The organism is Paucibacter sp. JuS9 (genome assembly GCF_044043925.2).
Classification (GTDB): Bacteria; Pseudomonadota; Gammaproteobacteria; order Burkholderiales; family Burkholderiaceae_C; genus JAUASW01.
In genome coordinates, this window is the sequence record NZ_CP194172.1 from 4,316,180 (window position 1) to 4,331,075 (window position 14,896).

The 14,896-nt window shown below is 64.7% G+C and carries 14 protein-coding genes; 3 read left to right on the forward strand and 11 right to left on the reverse strand.

Annotation, left to right across the window (positions count from 1 at the left end):
* Positions 1–965: 965 nt before the first annotated feature.
* The 6 genes from ABT392_RS19250 to ABT392_RS19275 form a co-directional block, all read right to left on the reverse strand.
* The gene (locus tag ABT392_RS19250; protein WP_395384896.1) at positions 966–1,268 is read right to left on the reverse strand and encodes a low molecular weight protein tyrosine phosphatase family protein; all 303 of its coding nucleotides are present in this window, start codon (positions 1,266–1,268) and stop codon (positions 966–968) included.
* A 499-nt stretch (positions 1,269–1,767) separates the two neighbouring features.
* Entirely contained in the window at positions 1,768–2,079 is a 312-nt protein-coding gene (locus tag ABT392_RS19255; RefSeq protein WP_395384895.1) for a hypothetical protein, read from the reverse strand.
* A gap of 77 nt (positions 2,080–2,156) precedes the next feature.
* On the reverse strand, positions 2,157–2,591 hold the full coding sequence (locus tag ABT392_RS19260; protein WP_395384894.1) for a hypothetical protein: 435 nt from the start codon (positions 2,589–2,591) through the stop codon (positions 2,157–2,159).
* Positions 2,592–2,659: 68 nt separating this feature from the next.
* On the reverse strand, positions 2,660–3,118 hold the full coding sequence (locus tag ABT392_RS19265) for a DUF1801 domain-containing protein (RefSeq protein ID WP_334279717.1): 459 nt from the start codon (positions 3,116–3,118) through the stop codon (positions 2,660–2,662).
* A gap of 562 nt (positions 3,119–3,680) precedes the next feature.
* Positions 3,681–4,094, reverse strand: a complete 414-nt coding sequence (locus tag ABT392_RS19270) for a hypothetical protein (protein ID WP_395384893.1) — start codon at positions 4,092–4,094, stop codon at positions 3,681–3,683.
* An 84-nt stretch (positions 4,095–4,178) separates the two neighbouring features.
* On the reverse strand, positions 4,179–5,051 hold the full coding sequence (locus ABT392_RS19275; protein ID WP_395384892.1) for a DUF5677 domain-containing protein: 873 nt from the start codon (positions 5,049–5,051) through the stop codon (positions 4,179–4,181).
* A gap of 1,064 nt (positions 5,052–6,115) precedes the next feature.
* On the opposite strand from ABT392_RS19275, the gene ABT392_RS19280 reads away from it, so the two are divergent.
* Entirely contained in the window at positions 6,116–7,303 is a 1,188-nt protein-coding gene (locus ABT392_RS19280; RefSeq protein WP_464970846.1) for an integron integrase, read from the forward strand.
* Between the two features lie 77 nt (positions 7,304–7,380).
* On the opposite strand, the gene ABT392_RS19285 is transcribed toward ABT392_RS19280, so the two are convergent.
* The 3 genes from ABT392_RS19285 to ABT392_RS19295 form a co-directional block, all read right to left on the reverse strand.
* Positions 7,381–7,938 carry a chorismate--pyruvate lyase family protein gene (locus tag ABT392_RS19285; RefSeq protein ID WP_395384891.1) on the reverse strand — a complete coding sequence of 186 codons (558 nt, stop codon included), beginning with the start codon at positions 7,936–7,938 and terminating at the stop codon, positions 7,381–7,383.
* Positions 7,939–8,034: 96 nt separating this feature from the next.
* Positions 8,035–8,910, reverse strand: coding sequence for a pyrroline-5-carboxylate reductase (proC, locus tag ABT392_RS19290; RefSeq protein ID WP_395384890.1), 876 nt, complete (start codon positions 8,908–8,910; stop codon positions 8,035–8,037).
* Positions 8,911–8,958: 48 nt separating this feature from the next.
* On the reverse strand, positions 8,959–12,615 hold the full coding sequence (locus tag ABT392_RS19295) for an L-glutamate gamma-semialdehyde dehydrogenase (protein ID WP_464970847.1): 3,657 nt from the start codon (positions 12,613–12,615) through the stop codon (positions 8,959–8,961).
* 100 nt (positions 12,616–12,715) lie between these two features.
* Between ABT392_RS19295 and ABT392_RS19300 the strand changes: the two genes are divergently transcribed.
* Both ABT392_RS19300 and ABT392_RS19305 read left to right on the forward strand, forming a co-directional pair.
* Complete coding sequence (locus tag ABT392_RS19300; RefSeq protein WP_334279748.1) at positions 12,716–13,204, forward strand: Lrp/AsnC ligand binding domain-containing protein; 489 nt, start codon at positions 12,716–12,718, stop codon at positions 13,202–13,204.
* 146 nt (positions 13,205–13,350) lie between these two features.
* Positions 13,351–13,581 carry a hypothetical protein gene (locus tag ABT392_RS19305; protein WP_395384889.1) on the forward strand — a complete coding sequence of 77 codons (231 nt, stop codon included), beginning with the start codon at positions 13,351–13,353 and terminating at the stop codon, positions 13,579–13,581.
* A gap of 13 nt (positions 13,582–13,594) precedes the next feature.
* Here the strand turns inward: ABT392_RS19305 and ABT392_RS19310 are convergent, their stop codons facing one another.
* Entirely contained in the window at positions 13,595–14,122 is a 528-nt protein-coding gene (locus ABT392_RS19310; protein WP_395384888.1) for a dioxygenase family protein, read from the reverse strand.
* Positions 14,119–14,835: a protocatechuate 3,4-dioxygenase subunit beta gene (gene pcaH, locus ABT392_RS19315; RefSeq protein WP_395384887.1), complete on the reverse strand. Its 717-nt coding sequence runs from the start codon at positions 14,833–14,835 to the stop codon at positions 14,119–14,121. The genes ABT392_RS19310 and pcaH overlap by 4 nt, the downstream gene beginning before the upstream one ends.
* Positions 14,836–14,896 lie beyond the last annotated feature (61 nt).

Below are 14,896 nucleotides of genomic sequence, written 5' to 3' on the forward strand. Positions count from 1 at the left end.
CCGCAGCGGCAGGACGCGGCTGGCCGAGAATGAAATGACGGCCAGCCGTGGCATGCCGATGCGGGTCCGGTTGAGCGACTGGTTAGGGTGCATTTTCTGCGGAACTGACGCTAGCCAAGCGCGGCTTACTGCTGAGCAGATACACGGCGAGACCGCCCACAATTCCGCCGTTGATACCAACGCCGAACGCCACGCTCAAGACCGGCGAAAGGACAAGATCCATCGGCATTGACCAGGGCAGAGCCAACTGCGCCGGCGACGACAAACCAATGAGTTCGGTAAGAAGTGCCGCTGGCACCATTACGAACCAAATGAGCAAAGAGCAACCGCCGCTATTTGCTTCGGAGCAGTTCACGCCGCTGCCAAATAGGTATGCAAGAGCGAAACCTAGGAGCGCACCGGCTATGGCTCCTCCAGCGATGCGCACTCGACGATTGACTGCAGCAAGTTCATGTAGCTCTTTGGGCGAAAGATCGGCTATGTATTTATGCTCCCTAACGGTGAAGGTAAGGGGCGGCCCACGGCGGCACGGCCTGCGCGAGGCGGCCCAACGGCGCCCGCCGTGGGACGTCCCACTTGACCGGCAGGTTGTGCAGAGCCACTTCGAAGCATCGGCCGCCGCGGACGCGAGATGCTAAACGGAGCAACACCCACGTGGCAGAAGGCTGAGGCGCCTGGCTGGTGCTTGGCCATACGACGCGGCGCGCAAAGAGAACGATGCCGCGCCCAACCTTTGCCACATGGCCACGACAACTGGCGCCACGCAGACCAACGGCGGCGGCCGAGTTGCGCCAGGCCGCGCCACAAAGAGAACTGCGGCCTTTGCAATCGGCTGAGCGCTGCTCACGCGCAAAACGAACCATCCTCACTTGGCCTCCCGGCAGCCAGATGCACAACGTTGAAGCTGAGCCGCGAGCGGCGGCTTGCCGACGCGAGTCGGCTCGAGCGACAGGTTAGGGCGCTGCCTATGCATGAGGAAGAAACCCGCTGACTTTGGCATGGAGCAACTTTACTAGCGCCGGATCCATGAACTTGTAGTTGTCCGGGATGTTCAGGCAAATCACCCGCTTGCCGAGAAGGTGCGGCTTGAACTCACCGGATAGTTTTGCTTTGTGGCTTCGCTCCATCACGAAGATCAGCTCGGCCCACTCCACGAGTTCGGGAGTGAGCGGATTCTCAGCGCCACGATTCAAGCCAGCAGAGGTGCACTCGATTCCGGGATGCTCGGAGAAGATCTGCTCGGCCGTCGGACTGCGCCAGCGGTTCATGCTGCAGATGAAGAGAACGCGTTGCAAAGTCTTAAGCGCCCTAACGGTGAAGGTAAGGGGCGGCCCACGGCGGCACGGCCTGCGCGAGACGGACCACCGGCGCCCGCCGTGGTACGTCCCACTTGACCGGCAGGTTGTGCAGAGCCACTTCGAAGCATCGGCCGCTGCGAGCGCCAGATGCTAGCCGGAGCCACACCCACGTGGCAGACGGCTGAGGCGACAGGCTGGTTCTTGAACATGCGGGCCGCCCGCGCCAAGAGAAGCGATGAACGCCCGACTTGGCCACACGGCCACGAGTGCTGGCGCTACGCGGCGCAGCGACGGCGATCGAGGAGCGCCAAACCGCGCCACCAGGAGAATTTGTGCCTCCGCAAACGGCCCACTGGCTCTGGCGCGAACGACGGACCATCCTCACTTGCTCTCCAAGCTGCCTGATGCACAACGTTGAAGCTGAGCCGCGAGCGGCGGCTTGCCGACGTGAGTCGGCTCGAGCGACAGGTTAGGACGCATTCTGCCGCCCAAATGCTTGCTGCCTTGCCAGCAGAACCTCCCACTCCGGAACCGATGCAAATGACTCCTCGTGCTCCTCGTGAAAGTAGATCCAACCTTCGCATAGTTTGCTGAGTACAGCCAGGCGCTCAACATGCTTCGCCTCGAGCTGAAGCAGCCCGCACTTGAACGGGCCATGCAGCACAGCGCGCCAAAGCTCAAATTCAATCCCCTCCATCCAGCCCGCAGCATAGGCACGCTGAGAGAGCGAGGACATGTACTCCGCTAGTTCACGCTGGTGATCTGAGAGGTCGCGCAACATGCATGCGTCCTAACGTTGAAGCTGAGCCGCGAGCGGCGGCTTGCCGACGCGAGTCGGCTCGAGCGACTGGTTAGCCATCATTCGTGGCCAAGCTCAAGACGGTGATTTGCATTTTGCATAGGCTGGTACTTCAACTCATAAGCATCCAACCTCTGCGCTAGCGTCAGGCTACCCGCGAAGGATGTGTTGCGTATGTGAATTGAGTAGGCTGCGTCCCGGCCAATTCTATGAAGGAGCTCCCGCAATGCGATGCCTTCCACGAGCACAGGCCGCGGGATGGCGAGCCTCCCATCAACAATGGAACGGATTGCCTCAATTTGGTACTCGCCATCGCGAAGAAAGAGATCCGTCTCAACCAATGCGACATTGAAGTACCAAGCGAGGAATCTACCCAGCGTTGTCTTTCCCGCTCCGTCGCGACCATCAATTGCAACTAGAACCCCAGGAAGCCCACGCAGGACCGGCTTCAAGGATTCGGCGACCAAGTCGAACTGCGGCGGTCTGAACTGCATTTGATGGCTAACGTTGAAGCTGAGCCGCGAGCGGCGGCTTGCCGACGCGAGTCGGCTCGAGCGACTGGTTAGGCCGCATTCTTCGCTTTGCTAGCAGCGGTCGACTTGTTCACTGCTATGGCGGCCTGAATGAGTGCCTTCAATGCATCCTCGTCAAGACTACAACCTGCGGGGAAGTCGATTGCCCGCCGCACGTTCCCATCGAGACTCGAGTTGAACAAGTTCGCAGGATCTCTGACAGAAGCGCCTTTCGGAAAGGTGAGCTTGACAGCATTCTTGTAGCTTTCGCCAGTGCAAATGATGCCGTGGCAGGCCCAAACGGGAGTGTTCCACTTCCACTCCTCCGTAATTCCTGCATCGGCGCTCCTAATCACGCGCCTCAGGCGAGACAGCAGTTCGCCTCGCCAATCTTGAAGTTCCCCGATTCGGGCGTCAATCAGCTCGGATGCTGGCTTTGCAGCGTCTTCAACCGGTGTGGTCTTAGGAAATCTCTTAGCCGGAGCGGAAGAGTTCTTGGGCGCTGTCATGTGTGGCTCCCGTAGATTGTGCCTTTCATGGCGTGACGGCTTTGCGGCCTAACGTTGAAGCTGAGCCGCGAGCGGCGGCCTGCCGACGCGAGTCGGCTCGAGCGACTGGTTAGGCGCTCGGTTGCAAACTTTGGTCGCGGGCCGCCAGCGCGACCCTTGCATGATTTCGGGTTCGCGCGGCAGACACACTCCTGGGACGGCAACCGTGACTGACATGCCCCAGATTGCATCGGGGCATATCGAAAGTGCCACTGCATTTGCCGCCCGGTAGCTCAGCAATGCTGCACGCCGAGCGGAACCAGCCGCCTGATAAGTTCGAACTACTAGCGCCCTGTCGGATCCAGGGATGCCAAAGCAATGCTCTGGCCGAAAGTATTTGGTTTTCATGGGCTCGATGAACTGACTTGAGGAGAAGCAAGGATCGATGCAAAAACTCCAAAGTCAACCCTTCGTCTTTTCACCGCCCAAAGCGCCTAACGTTGAAGCTGAGCCGCGAGCGGCGGCCTGCCGACGCGAGTCGGCTCGAGCGACAGGTTAGGTTTCGGCCCTTGGCGCAAGAGCCTCATTGCCCACCCGCAGATGCCGCCCTTGCCTTTGCTTTGGCATCGGCTCGCTCAGAGAAAAGTATTGCGGTCTTGACCTCCGGGCATTCAAGCAAGGCATCCGGAGTGATGTGCACAGGCCCGAACCAACGAACGTCGCCAGCAAAGCCGCCGAACTGCACGAGCCAAGCTCGGCCAGTAGAAGACTCAACAACCGCGTCGTACTTGAACGCGTCCATGGCCAGGGGTGAGTCAATCAACCCAAGCCGTGCAATCCAACTGCCTTGCGTTCGGTTCAGCTTAGGCGGTGTAGCGACTTCTTCTGCACCTCTAAGCCTGGCATGGAGGTTTGCCTTGTCGCATGAAGCAGTTCCGGCAGCCGAAGCGCTTGCGCTCATGGCAAGAACGACTGGCAGAAGAAGAGCAATGTGCATTTCCGAAACCTAACGTTGAAGCTGAGCCGCGAGCGGCGGCCTGCCGACGCGAGTCGGCTCGAGCGACTGGTTAGGTTTCAACGCTTATTCACCTGCAAGAAATTCTTCGTGCAAGTTTACGAATGCCGCTATTCGCTCTTGCAAGTCCGGAAGCTTGCCAGCCATCTCATCTGCCGCCGGCCCTACGATCTTTGCGAAGTATTCGCGAAGCGTATGCACCGTCAAGTGCGCGATCGTTGTGAGTAGCTGTGGCCGGGGCTGATGCCATCGAAGTTCACCTGCATATCCTTCATCGTCCACATCAAGGTGGTACTCAAGAAGATCCTGCCAATTGCCATGAACTGCATGCGAAGGTCCCGCGAATGCACCAAGGTAGGCTTTCTCTAATCCAACTTCCTGAGATTTCTCAAACAGGTTCTTTCCACCCCAATTCTTCGGCGGGTTGATCAAGTCAAGGTCAACATTCGACTGCCTAGCTGCGGCGTCAATGGAGTGCAGCATTCGCTCTTCAATCGGCAAGACCTTCCCACCTCTATCGGCGATGCTGGTGCGAATGCGGTCGCGCAAGCGCTTTTCATGCCGCATGGAGTACTCGATATAGGACTCGGTTACCTCAGGCAGATCGTTCTTGATCAGGAACAGCGTATTCACAATGCACTCAAAAGAGAGGCGCGCAAAGATAAAGGTTGTTTCTCGTCGACGCTGGCAGGTTTGATCTAGCAACGCGGAGATGAGTTTGTACAGGCGGGCTAGATGCCCAACCAGCACGGCCTCATGTCGATTCCAGCGATGAGGTGGCGGTGGCAGGATGCTGGCGGCAAGGCATACGTGGGACCCAACTTCAACGAGTAGGTCTACTGCAAGTCCGGTGTAGCTGTGTTCGTCGTCGAACGCCCCAATCGCGCTTGGATCTATCGGGACCCGCCGAATGGCTGCTACTTCCTTCATCGAGCTCATGCTGTACTTGAAACCTAACGTTGAAGCTGAGCCGCGAGCGGCGGCCTGCCGACGCGAGTCGGCTCGAGCGACTGGTTAGGGCGCTGTTTCATGGACCGCGACGCATGTTGGTGAAACGGACAAGCTCCGATACGACAAGCACGCGCTTGCAGGAGCCCAAGCTCCCGTACTTGCCAAGGGGCCCGAGCGTACCGCGGACAACCACGTAGCTTGTTCCCCACGGACCCGTAGGGTGAGTGGCAGGGAGTTCTGCCTCCGATAAGTCGCCCTGTACGCACCACCGCTCATCAGTTCGTCCTGTCGGAGTAAGGACTGCGTTCTCGAAGTTGTAGAAGTACTCGCCTTCGTAGGTTTCGACAGCCGGCGACGGACTGCAACCAGCAGCCATCACCGCCGCTAATACAAAGCTGAGCAGGCGACCAACGCTCATCGAAGCGCCCTAACGGTGAAGGTAAGGGGCGGACCACGGCGGCACGGCCAGCGCAAGGCGGACCACCGGCACCCGCCGTGGGACGTCCCGCTTGACCGGCAGGTTGTGCAGAGCCACTTCGAAGGCACGGCCGCTGCGGTCGCGAGATGCTAGCCGGAGCAACACCCACGTGGCAGACGGCTGAGGCGACAGGCTGGTACTTGAACATGCGGACAGCCCGCGCAAGGAGAAGCGAATGACACCCGACTTGGCCACACGGCCACGATCACTCGCGCCACGCGGCGCAGCGGCGGCGATCGAGCTACGCCAGGCCGCGCCACAAGGAAAACTTGTGCCTCCGCAAACGGCCAACTGGCTTTGACGCGAACGACGAACCATCCTCACTTGGCCTCTTGGCAGCCTGATGCACAACCTTGTTATCGGGCGACACCAACGCGGCGTAACTCGTGCGCGTGCGCCCTAACTCTTTGGTTCGTGTTCTGGCGAGACTGGCTTGTATGTTGCTGTTGGCTTGCGTATGCTGTATTCATATACAGTGAATCCGTGGGGTGGAAAGCGGCTTGGTACCGGAATGGGGTGTAAGGCGCTGTCTACTCCTTTGGATGTTAGTAATTGCTGGGGATTGGAGCTTCGGATGCAGGATTCGTCAACAACGAGAACCCGCCCTGCTAGCGCTCAAGCGCGGCTACCGCCCCTGCAGTCTGAGCGGCTTCTTGACCAGCTTCGTGAGCGCATACGGTTCCTGCACTACAGCCCCCGTACCGAGCAGGCGTACGTGCACTGGTGCAAGACATTCGTGCGCTTTCATGGCCTGAAGCATCCAAGAGACCTCGGGCAGGCTGAAGTGGAGGCGTTCCTGTCATGGCTCGCGTCAGACAGGCACGTCGCGCCGTCCACGCACAAGCAGGCCTTGTCGGCGCTTGTCTTCCTCTATTGCAAGGTGCTGGGCCTTCAGCTGCCGTGGCTCGCAAAGATCGGGCGGCCACAGTCAAAACGCAAGCTGCCAATGGTCTTGACCCCGGGTGACATCGTTCAGGTGCTGCGCTGGCTGGACGAAGACTACCGCTTGTTTGCACAGCTGCTGTACGGAACAGGCCTGCGGCTGACCGAGGGCCTGCAGCTCCGGGTGAAAGACCTGGACTTCGACCACGGCGCCATCATTGTTCGCGAGGGCAAAGGCGGGAAGGACCGCGTGGTGATGCTGCCTGCCAGCCTGGTCCAGCCGCTGAAGCTTCAGCTGCAACATGCCCGCGAGCTCTGGCTTGCCGATCAGACCGATGGCAAGGCTGGGGTCTACATGCCCGATGCGCTCGAAAGAAAGTACCCACGCGCCGGATCGTCATGGAACTGGTTCTGGGTGTTTCCGCAGGACAAGCACTCGGTTGACCCGCGCAGTGGCGTCGTACGCCGGCACCACATGTTTGACCAGGGTTTTCAACGGGCGTTCAAGCGAGCACTTGAGCGCTCCAATATTGGCAAGCCAGCAACCCCTCACACGCTGCGCCATTCGTTCGCAACTCATCTGCTGCAGGCCGGCTATGACATTCGAACCGTGCAAGACCTGCTCGGCCATGCAGACGTTGCCACGACCATGATCTACACGCACGTGCTGAAGCTGGGCGGTGGAGCGGTCAAGAGCCCGGTGGATTTGCTGAGCTTGAACATGAACATGAACTTGGACATGAACTTGGACATGAACACGAACCTTCAGCCCCGAGGTCGAGATCGGGGTCGAGATCGGGGCCGAGATGAAGCTCGGAGTCCAGACCGGGAGACGTTGGCAATGGCGGTGCGCCGCCCTCCGTGGGCAGCGCAGAGCTGAACCGGGCCGGGCCGGGCCGGGCTGGGCTGGGCTGGGCTGGGCTGGGCGACCGATGGTGGCGGCACCCAGAGAGGCCATCAACGCCTCATGCGTCGCCGTAAACTACCGGGCCTCTGGCCTTCCAGCTCCGGCGCAAACAACTCCATCACCCGCAGCTCCGCCCCGCAGCGGCTGAACACCGAGTTGCGCGACCAGAGCATTTGAGAGGACGCTTGCGTGCCGGTGGCCACCAACCATTGCCGTTGCATATGCCTTCTCGTGTGCCCTGAGCGAGACAGCCTGCGCGGCTGCAGCTCACTGCGGCGCACGCGCTTGTCGTGATACAGCAGGTCGGCCAAGGGGCGACGCCCCAAGCCCTTGAGCGCACGCCAGGGCCCTGCCAGTGCGACTTGATGCAAGGCTGAACGAGCCCATATCAAGGGCCGCCCATCGACGCGCAGGATCACTTCGCGCACCAGCGTCAGCCCGCGGCGCGGCAATCCCAGCGCACGCCGTTCCAGCTGGCGCAAGGGCGCAATGCGCTGGCTCAAGACCTGGACCTCGAAACCTTGTTGGCCCAGGCGGGCCAGGCGCCTGCTCAAGGAGCCCGGCGCACGCAACCAGTCGCGCAGGCTCGCACGGCTTGCAATGCCCATGGTGATTGTCTAGTTAGTAGGTCCGCGGGAGGGAGGGAGGGAGGGAGGGAGAAGCGGAGCTTCGACCAACCTGGTCTGGACTGGCCGGACGGGCACTCAATGCTTGCCCGTGCCGCTTGCCGCAGCTCCTCCGAACTCGTCACCCAGCTCCACGGCCCGTCGCTGCGCCGCCCTCACTGCGCGCTGGATCGCGGCACCCACACCGTCAGTGTCCATGCTGGTGATGGCCGCGTACGTCGTGCCGCCCTTGGAGGTCACGCGCTCGCGCAGCACCGTCGGCGTTTCCTGGGACTGCATGCCCAGTGCGGCGGCACCGCCACAAGTGGCCAGTGCCAGCTCGCGGGCCTGCCCGGCCGGCAAGCCCATCTCGACGCCGGCCGCCATCATGGCTTCGACCATGTAGAAGAAATACGCCGGGCCCGAACCCGACAGCGCGGTCACCGCGTCCAGGTCGGCTTCTGCCGCCACCCAGAGGCTGCGGCCGGTGGGGGCCAGCACGGCTTCGACCAGCTGCCGGTCCGCCGCACTGACCGCTGCGCTGGCAAACAGGCCGGCGATACCCTGGCCGATCAGGGCCGGCGTGTTGGGCATGGCGCGCACCACGCGTGCGCTGCCGGTAGCCTGGCTGATGGCTTCGCTGCGGATGCCAGCCATCACCGACAGGTGCAGCGAGGTATCCGAGCCCTGCACTGGCGCCGCCGCTTCGCCAAACATCTGCGGCTTGACGGCCCAGACCACCAGGTCGGCCTCCCCAAGGCTGCTGTCCGCCTGCGCCACAACCGCCACGCCGGGGAAATCCTGCCGCAGCTTGTCGCGTTGCGGCGCATAGGGCTCGACCACGGCCAGCCGGGCCGCCTCATGGCCGCTGCGCAGCAGGCCTCCGATGATGGCGCTGGCCATGTTGCCACCGCCGATGAAGGCAATGCGAGGGGCGGGCGAAGACGCGGGCGTCTGTTGAGGGCTGCTGCTCATGATGGGCGGAAGTCTAATCGCCGCCCGCCGCCAGCCCCGTGCCCGCCTTCAGTGAACGCCTGCCAGCAGCGCCGCATTGCCGCCCGCCGCTGCCGTGTTGATCGTCAGCGTCTGCTCGGCCGCAAAGCGGTAGAGCTGGCGCGGGTCGGCGGCTTCGCCGGCGCTGATCAGGGGCAGGATGGCGCCCGAGCGCTCGGACAGGGCCCGCTGCACGGCGCGGCGCTGGCCGCTGTTCGCGGCGGCCACGCAGACACCCGCGAGCAGGGGCGATTGCAGCAAGGCGCGCTCGGCATCGATGGCAAAGAGCTGCAGGGCCGCGCCCGGCAGGCCCGCTTGCTGCAGAGCCTTGCGCAGGCCTTGCGCGGCGTCCGCATCGTCGGCGCCCAGCAGGGCCACGCTGTTGCCGGCCACCAGGGCCGCGCCCACCGCGGCGCCGATCTCGGCCGGGCTGGCCCCGGCTGCCAGCACCGCGATCACGCCGCGGCCATGCAGGCGCAGCTCGTTGCTTTCGCCGGTGGGGCCGGGCAGTTCTCGGCTCGCCAGCACGGCCGGCGCGTCTTGCGCCAGGCGGCGCAGCGCGGCAGCTTCGCCGGCGGCGCCCAGCGCTTCGGCGGTGCGGCCCAGCAAGGCGGCGCGCGCTTCCAGGGCCACATCGCCCCAGACGGCCTGCGCCTGGGCGAGCGCGCCGAGTTCGGCGCTGGCGGCTCCGTCAGCCAGCGCTGTGGCTGCGGCTGCAGGCGCTGCCTGCGTCGGCGCGCAGAAGCGCCACAGATAGTTCGGGCCGCCGGCCTTGGGGCCGGTGCCGCTCAGGCCTTCGCCGCCGAAGGGCTGCACGCCCACCACCGCGCCGATGATGTTGCGGTTCACGTAGACATTGCCGATCTTGGCGGCCTCCGCCAGGCGCAATGCGCGGCTGTCGATGCGAGTCTGGATGCCCAGCGTCAGGCCGTAGCCCAGTGCGTTGATCTCCTGCACCACGGCGTCCACATCGCCACCCCAGCGCACCACGTGCAGCACCGGGCCGAAGATCTCGGCGCCCAGCTCCTTGATGCTCTGCAGCTCGAAGGCCACGGGCATCACCAGGCGCTGCACGGCGTCGTGCGCGCGCGCCTCGACGATCAGCCGAGCCTCCTTCTTCAGGCGCGCCACATGGCGCTGGATGTTCTCGAAGGCCTCGTCGTCGATCACCGGGCCGACGTCGGTGGCCAGCTCGGCCGGCTGGCCCACCCACAGCTCCTGCACGGCGCCCTTGATCATCTCGATCAGGTTGTCGGCAATGCTCTCATGCACGCACAGCAGGCGCAGCGCCGAGCAGCGCTGGCCGGCCGAGCGGAAGGCGCTCTGCACCACGGCGTCCACCACCTGCTCGGGCAGCGCGGTGGAGTCCACCACCATGGCGTTGATGCCGCCGGTCTCGGCGATCAGCGGGACGATCTCACCGTCCTTCTTTGACAGGGTCCGGTTGATGATTTGCGCCACCTGGGTGGAGCCGGTGAAGCAGACACCGGCCGTTTGCTCGGCCGCCACGAGGCCGGCACCCACGGTTTCGCCGGGGCCGTGCAGCAGCGCCAGCGCATCGGCAGGCACGCCGGCGGCATGCAGGAGTTCGACCATCTTCAGCGCCACATAAGGCGTCTGCTCGGCCGGCTTGGCCGCGACCGTGTTGCCGGCCACCAGGGCCGCCACCACCTGGCCGGCAAAGATCGCCAGCGGGAAGTTCCAGGGGCTGATGCAGACGAAGACGCCGCGGCCTTGCATCGCGGTTCCATGGGATTCCGCCTCGTCAGCGTAGTAGCGCAGGAAGTCGACCGCCTCGCGCACTTCCGCGATGCAGTCGCCCTGGGTCTTGTGCGCCTCCTTGACCAGCAGCGCGCAGAACTCGGCCAGGCGGGCGTCGAGCGCATCGGCGGCACGGCGCAGGATCGCAGCGCGCTCGGCGACAGGCTTGGCATTCCAGCCGGCGAAGCCCCCCTGCAAGAGCGCCATGGCTGCCTTGACCTGCTCGGGCGTGGCCTCGGCCACCGGCAAGACCTGGCACTCGGCCAGCGCGTTCATCAGCGGCTCGCGCTGCTGCAGGCAGGTGAGGTCTGCACCGGTGGAGTTGGCGCGGCCATGGCCGACGCGGTCGCGGTAGAGGTCCACCGGCAGCGGCAGGGCCGTGTGCTGCTGGATCAGCTCCAGCGGCGAGGCCAGCAGCTCCTCGGGGCGCACCTGCGGATCAGCCAGTTGATGGACGAAGGACGAGTTCGCGCCGTTCTCCAGCAGCCGGCGCACCAGATAGGCCAGCAGGTCGCGGTGCTCGCCCACCGGTGCGTAGACGCGGCAGGGAATCGTGCCGTCCTTCAGGACCTCGCGGTACACACCCTCGCCCATGCCGTGCAGGCGCTGCATCTCGAACTCGGCGCCCGCCGCGCGGGCCATCTGCACGATGGCGGCGATGGTGCCGGCGTTGTGGCTGGCGAACTGCGGATAGATCACGTCGGCATGCGCAATCAGCGCCTGCGCGCAGGCCAGATAGCTCACGTCGGTGTGCTGCTTGTGCGTGAACACCGGATAGGCCGGCAGGCCCTGCTCCTGGGCACGCTTGATCTCCCCGTCCCAGTAGGCGCCCTTCACCAGGCGCACCATGAAGCGCAAGCCATGCTTGCGGGCAATGGTCGCCACTTCGTGGACCACCTGCAGCGAACGGGTCTGGTAGGCCTGCACCGCCAGGCCGAAGCCACGCCAGCGCGGGAAGCTGGCAGCGATGCGCTCGGCCAGCGAGTCCAGGAGCTCCAGCGAGAGCTCGAGGCGGTCCACCTCTTCGGCATCGATGGTCAGGTTGATGTTGGCGCTGGCGGCGCGCTCGACCAGCTGCCAGACGCGTGGCAGCAGCTCGGCATAGACGCGCTCGCGCTGCAGGATCTCGTAGCGGGAGAACAGGGCGCTGAGCTTGATCGAGATGCCGTCCGAGCCCTCCGGGGACTCGGCCTTGCGGCCCGAGGCGATGGCCTCGATGGCGGCCAGGTAGCTGGCCTGGTAGCGGGCCGCGTCATGCTCGGTGCGGGCGCCTTCGCCCAGCATGTCGTAGGAGAAGCGCAATTGATGACTTTGTGCCCCCAATCCCCCCGAGGGGGTGCTACGGGGCTCGGGGCGGCCCAGCGCCCCGTGCTGCTTGCGCGCCGAGTCGGCCTCGCTCATCGCTTCACGGATATTGCGGCCGAGCACGAACTGGCGGCCCAGCAGTTGGATGGCGCGCACGGTGGCGGCCACGACGGTCTGCGCGCCCAGGCGGGTCAGGAGGCCGCCCGAGCTTTCGGCCTCGGGCAGGAATTTCTTCGACAAGGAGATCGCCGAGGCCGACAGGCTGGCCAGCATCTTGTGCGGGCCTTCGGAGTTGCCGTCGAAGTCCGCCCGGCCGAGCTGGTCGGCCGTCAGGGCGATGGCGGTGGGTGCATCGGGCACGCGCAGCAGGGCTTCGGCCAGTCGCATCAGGGCCAGGCCCTCGCTGCTGGTGATCGGGTATTCGCGCAGCAGCGACTCCATGGCCCAGAAGGGCGCCGGGTTGGCACGCACCTGCTCCACCCAGGGCGCTGCGGTGCGGATCACGGCCGGCCAGTCCAGCTGTTCATGCAACTGCGCTGCCAGCGCTTCGACGACAGGGCGCTCCGGCCGGTACGGGAAAGGCAGGCGGGCGCGTTCGATCGGAAGGTTGAAGCTGGTCATCATGGGCTCCTGGCGGCAGGCTAGCGAAGAGCAGCACTTTAAAAGCGCTTCTGATGAATTAAATTCCGAGTCTTGCCAATGATCTAGCCGAAAATCCAGCATGACCCCTTCAGACGACGACACCGGCCAGCGCGGGCTGGACAAGATCGACGCCCGCATTCTGCGCGTGCTGCAGGCCGATGGGCGGATTTCCAACCTGAAGCTCGCTGAAAGCGTCCACCTCTCGCCGACGGCCGTGCTGGAGCGGGTCAAGCGCCTGACCCGCGACGGCTACATCCTCGGCTACGAGGCCCGGCTCAACCCGGCCAAGCTCGGCGCGGCCATGCTGGTCTTCATCGAGATCCTGCTGGACCGCACGGTGCAGGACGTGATGGACAACTTCAAGGCCGCGGTCCAGGCCCGGCCCGAGATCCTGGAATGCCATCTGGTGGCCGGTGGCTTTGACTACCTGCTGAAGACCCGGGTGGGCGACATGGCGCATTACCGCGAGTTCATTGGCAGCGTGATCTGGACGCTGCCCGGTGTCCGGGAAACCCGTACTTATGCGGTGATGGAGGAGGTCAAGAACACCACCGCCTTGCCGATCTGACGGCCTGCAGCAAGCCCTTCCCCCATCGGTGGGGAGAGGGGGGATGCCTCCCGGTGGGGGGCCTCCGAGTGGTGATGGGGCGAAAGAGCGGGCGCGCCGAACATGCGTCCGTCGTCCTCATCCACCCCTTGCACCCAGGAGCCGCCATGTTCTTCACCGCCCGCCGCCAGCCTCCCGCAGCCGCCATCGCCGCGCCGGTGGCCGTGATCGCCAAGCCTGATGCGCTGGACGCTGCGAAGGACGAACGCGCCGGCTGCGGCTGGTTCGACTCCTCGTTCGAGCTGAGCCGGGGGCTGGAGGTGAGTGACGCGCCAGCGGGCGTGGATTTCGACCTCTGGCTGCTGGCCTTTGACGTGGCCTCGGCCAAGGCGCACTGAGCCTGGCGTTCGCTCAGAGGTCGAAGAAGACGGTCTCTCCCTCGCCCTGCAGCCGGATGTCGAAGCGGTAGCTGCCAGGGCCCTGGAGGCGGGCGATCAGGGTCGAGCGGCGGACAGCCGGCTCGATGCGATTCAAGACCGGGTCGGCGGCATTGGCCGCCACCTCATCCTCGAAGTAGAGGCGGGTGTGCAGGCCCAGGTTGATGCCGCGCGCCAGGATGAAAACGCTGATGAAGGCCACCTGCGGCTTGATCGTCTCGAAGCGGAACAGCCCCGTGTCAGTCGCCGCCGCACTGCGGCCCCAGGCGCTGAAGGCCAGATCGGTCTGCCAGATTTCCACCAGCACATCGGTCAGGGGTGCGCCCTCGCCGTCGAGCACCTGACCTTCGATGACGATGCGCTCACCCGGCGTGTCGTCGGTCCAGAGCCGGGGCCCGGCTGTCGCGCGTCCGAATGGGCTGGCCAGGCCGGCCGCCTCGGGCAGCAGGCCGATGTGGACGAAGGGGCCGGCGGTCTGGGAGGCGGTTTCGCGGCGCGTCATGCATGCGCTCCCGGCGCTTCGAACAAGGTGGCACGTCGGCCGCGCAGGGTGATGTCCCAGCGGTAGGCGCGGCTGTCCATGGCCTCGTCGGCACCGAAGTCGGCATGGGCGATCAGGCCGCGGATCTGCTCCTCGTCCGCAATGCTGTGGACGATCGGGCAGCGCGCGATCAGCGGGTCGCCCTCGAAATACATCTGCGTCACCAGGCGCTGCGCCCAACCCTCGCCATTCAGGGCGAAATGGATGTGGGCCGGCCGCCATTCGGCACGGTGGTTGGGCCAGGGATAGGCGCCGGGGCGGATGGTGCGGAAGAAGTAGTAGCCCTGGGCGTCCGTCATCAGGCGGCCGCAGCCGCTGAAGTTCGGGTCCAGCGGCGCCTTGTACTGGTCGCGCGGATGGCGGTAGCGGCCGCCGGCATTGGCCTGCCAGACCTCGATCAAGGCGTTGGGCACCGGCCGGCCCAGTTCATCGCGCACATGGCCGTGGACCAGCAGCCGCTCGCCAATGGCCGGGCCGGCCTGCGCGCTGTTGAGTATCAGGTCGTGGTCCAGCGCCCCCAGGTCTTCGCGGCGAAAGCGCGGGGCAGCCAGCTGGCAGTTCAACGGGACCAGCGCCTGCTGGGGCGAACGCAAAATGCTGGACCGATAGCCCGGCGCCAGGGCCGGCGGATGCGCATCCGGGTCGCGTGGCAGGAAGGGCGGGCGTTCATCCATGGGCCCAGCATGCCAAGCCGCGCGGCCGCCAGCAAGGCGGTGGACTACCAGTGCCTACCAA

Excerpts from the sequence above, each read along its gene's own strand:
- ABT392_RS19250 (WP_395384896.1), bottom strand. The coding sequence starts at position 1,268 with ATGAACCGCTGGCGCAGTCCGACGGCCGAGCAGATCTTCTCCGAGCAT.
- ABT392_RS19255 (WP_395384895.1), bottom strand. The coding sequence starts at position 2,079 with ATGTTGCGCGACCTCTCAGATCACCAGCGTGAACTAGCGGAGTACATG.
- ABT392_RS19260 (WP_395384894.1), bottom strand. The coding sequence starts at position 2,591 with ATGCAGTTCAGACCGCCGCAGTTCGACTTGGTCGCCGAATCCTTGAAG.
- ABT392_RS19265 (WP_334279717.1), bottom strand. The coding sequence starts at position 3,118 with ATGACAGCGCCCAAGAACTCTTCCGCTCCGGCTAAGAGATTTCCTAAG.
- ABT392_RS19270 (WP_395384893.1), bottom strand. The coding sequence starts at position 4,094 with ATGCACATTGCTCTTCTTCTGCCAGTCGTTCTTGCCATGAGCGCAAGC.
- ABT392_RS19275 (WP_395384892.1), bottom strand. The coding sequence starts at position 5,051 with ATGAGCTCGATGAAGGAAGTAGCAGCCATTCGGCGGGTCCCGATAGAT.
- ABT392_RS19280 (WP_464970846.1), top strand. The coding sequence starts at position 6,116 with ATGCAGGATTCGTCAACAACGAGAACCCGCCCTGCTAGCGCTCAAGCG.
- ABT392_RS19285 (WP_395384891.1), bottom strand. The coding sequence starts at position 7,938 with ATGGGCATTGCAAGCCGTGCGAGCCTGCGCGACTGGTTGCGTGCGCCG.
- proC (WP_395384890.1), bottom strand. The coding sequence starts at position 8,910 with ATGAGCAGCAGCCCTCAACAGACGCCCGCGTCTTCGCCCGCCCCTCGC.
- ABT392_RS19295 (WP_464970847.1), bottom strand. The coding sequence starts at position 12,615 with ATGACCAGCTTCAACCTTCCGATCGAACGCGCCCGCCTGCCTTTCCCG.
- ABT392_RS19300 (WP_334279748.1), top strand. The coding sequence starts at position 12,716 with ATGACCCCTTCAGACGACGACACCGGCCAGCGCGGGCTGGACAAGATC.
- ABT392_RS19305 (WP_395384889.1), top strand. The coding sequence starts at position 13,351 with ATGTTCTTCACCGCCCGCCGCCAGCCTCCCGCAGCCGCCATCGCCGCG.
- ABT392_RS19310 (WP_395384888.1), bottom strand. The coding sequence starts at position 14,122 with ATGACGCGCCGCGAAACCGCCTCCCAGACCGCCGGCCCCTTCGTCCAC.
- pcaH (WP_395384887.1), bottom strand. The coding sequence starts at position 14,835 with ATGGATGAACGCCCGCCCTTCCTGCCACGCGACCCGGATGCGCATCCG.